At 41.8% G+C, this 1,842-nt stretch carries 9 tRNA genes and 1 rRNA gene; all 10 read right to left on the bottom strand.

The window, feature by feature from the left end:
- Window positions 1-80, bottom strand: a 16S ribosomal RNA gene (locus ACTMS9_RS30620); the annotation flags it as partial.
- A 125-nt stretch (window positions 81-205) separates the two neighbouring features.
- A tRNA-Ala gene (locus ACTMS9_RS30615) sits at window positions 206-281 on the bottom strand.
- A gap of 8 nt (window positions 282-289) precedes the next feature.
- Window positions 290-366, bottom strand: a tRNA-Pro gene (locus ACTMS9_RS30610).
- 7 nt (window positions 367-373) lie between these two features.
- Window positions 374-450 (bottom strand) — tRNA-Arg (locus tag ACTMS9_RS30605).
- Between the two features lie 11 nt (window positions 451-461).
- Window positions 462-547 (bottom strand) — tRNA-Leu (locus ACTMS9_RS30600).
- Window positions 548-559: 12 nt separating this feature from the next.
- Window positions 560-631: transfer RNA gene (locus tag ACTMS9_RS30595), tRNA-Gly, on the bottom strand.
- A 30-nt stretch (window positions 632-661) separates the two neighbouring features.
- Window positions 662-744: transfer RNA gene (locus ACTMS9_RS30590), tRNA-Leu, on the bottom strand.
- Window positions 745-752: 8 nt separating this feature from the next.
- A tRNA-Lys gene (locus ACTMS9_RS30585) sits at window positions 753-828 on the bottom strand.
- A gap of 37 nt (window positions 829-865) precedes the next feature.
- Window positions 866-941 (bottom strand) — tRNA-Thr (locus ACTMS9_RS30580).
- Between the two features lie 33 nt (window positions 942-974).
- Window positions 975-1,050: transfer RNA gene (locus tag ACTMS9_RS30575), tRNA-Val, on the bottom strand.
- Window positions 1,051-1,842: the final 792 nt, after the last annotated feature.

Raw genomic sequence — 1,842 nt, 5'->3', positions numbered from 1 at the left:
CTCCCTTCTGTCCGCTCGACTTGCATGTATTAGGCACGCCGCCAGCGTTCGTCCTGAGCCAGGATCAAACTCTCCGAAAAAGTACAAAACCGAAGTTTTGTTTTTCGCCAGTTTGACTGACTACCTATGATGTATCATAGGATTTTTTTATAAAAACTCGAATTAACAGGTACGTTTTGTCTTGTTTAGTTTTCAAAGATCATATTGGTGGAGCCTAGCGGGATCGAACCGCTGACCTCCTGCGTGCAAGGCAGGCGCTCTCCCAGCTGAGCTAAGGCCCCATAAAAGATGGTCGGGAAGACAGGATTCGAACCTGCGACCCCTTGGTCCCAAACCAAGTGCTCTACCAAGCTGAGCTACTTCCCGATCTTAATGGCGCGCCCGAGAGGAGTCGAACCCCTAACCTTTTGATCCGTAGTCAAACGCTCTATCCAATTGAGCTACGGGCGCTTATTTTATAATGCCGAGGGCCGGACTTGAACCGGCACGGTAGTCACCTACCGCAGGATTTTAAGTCCTGTGTGTCTGCCAATTCCACCACCCCGGCGTGGATGGTATAAGCGGAAGACGGGATTCGAACCCGCGACCCCCACCTTGGCAAGGTGGTGTTCTACCACTGAACTACTTCCGCATTACAGGATTTCTTTATTTTATTTGGCAATGCGGGTGAAGGGACTTGAACCCCCACGTCATAAAGACACTAGATCCTAAGTCTAGCGCGTCTGCCAATTCCGCCACACCCGCATGAAACATGGTGAGCCATGAAGGACTCGAACCTTCGACCCTCTGATTAAAAGTCAGATGCTCTACCAACTGAGCTAATGGCTCTCTTTAAAAGCGACTTGTCTATCTTACCATATGAAAGTGGTGCCGGCAAGAGGACTTGAACCCCCAACCTACTGATTACAAGTCAGTTGCTCTACCAGTTGAGCTACACCGGCTTTATCTATCCTAACATTATGTAAGAATAAATATGGTGGAGGATGACGGGCTCGAACCGCCGACCCTCTGCTTGTAAGGCAGATGCTCTCCCAGCTGAGCTAATCCTCCATATTGTGTTGTCATTTCGAATGTCTCTCGATCCGACAAATAGTATTATATAACGATAAGATATTGTTTGTAAAGACTTTTTTAAAATAATTTTTGAATTTATTTTAACGTTGTTTTTTCGTCTTTTCGTTAAGGCACCTAAAGAATTCTACCACTTGTCTCATCATTTTAAAAGTCTTTTTTTCATCTTTTTATGTTTTTTTGTTAAAAAGGGCTCTAATAAAGCTTTATTGATGTGAAATTACCCTTTTCAAGCTTTTTATATGCTTATTTTATTCAATATATCTTCTCATACAAATCATCTAGAGAAGGAATTCTTTTATTATTTTATTTTTCTGGGAAATCATTTTCATGTAAAAATGTCCTTAAATGATGCTGTTCTTTACTATCTTCAATATTAAAGTGTTACTAGGGTATCAAGTTAATGTTGATTCTTTCTTATTCTTACTTAGAGCGAGCGAAAAATTCAACTGTAAGTGTTGCGATACTCAGTCATCTAGTGTGTCTCTAAACAGTCCTCTGTATCTGGCTGCCAAAGAAAATTCTTATTAGCTGCTTTCTATGCTTTTGATCTTCATCCTAAACGAAGTGAACGGCCGACCCACACAACAGCTGCGTTGTTCAATGAAAATACATGAAAGTGAGACGGACGGAAAGATCAACTTATCGATGAGGCATTTACTAAATCATCACTTCTCACTTTACAAAGTGATTTAATAGAAGTAATTTTTTCAAAAACACAAAAAAGACCAGTTCCGTATGGAACTGATCCTTAGAAAAGCTTGGCGGCGT

Source organism: Micromonospora sp. L31 (assembly GCF_052068075.1).
Lineage (GTDB): Bacteria > Actinomycetota > Actinomycetes > Mycobacteriales > Micromonosporaceae > Micromonospora > Micromonospora purpureochromogenes.
The sequence above is the reverse complement of the archived record's forward strand: the minus strand, read 5'-3'. Positions and strand labels throughout refer to the sequence as shown.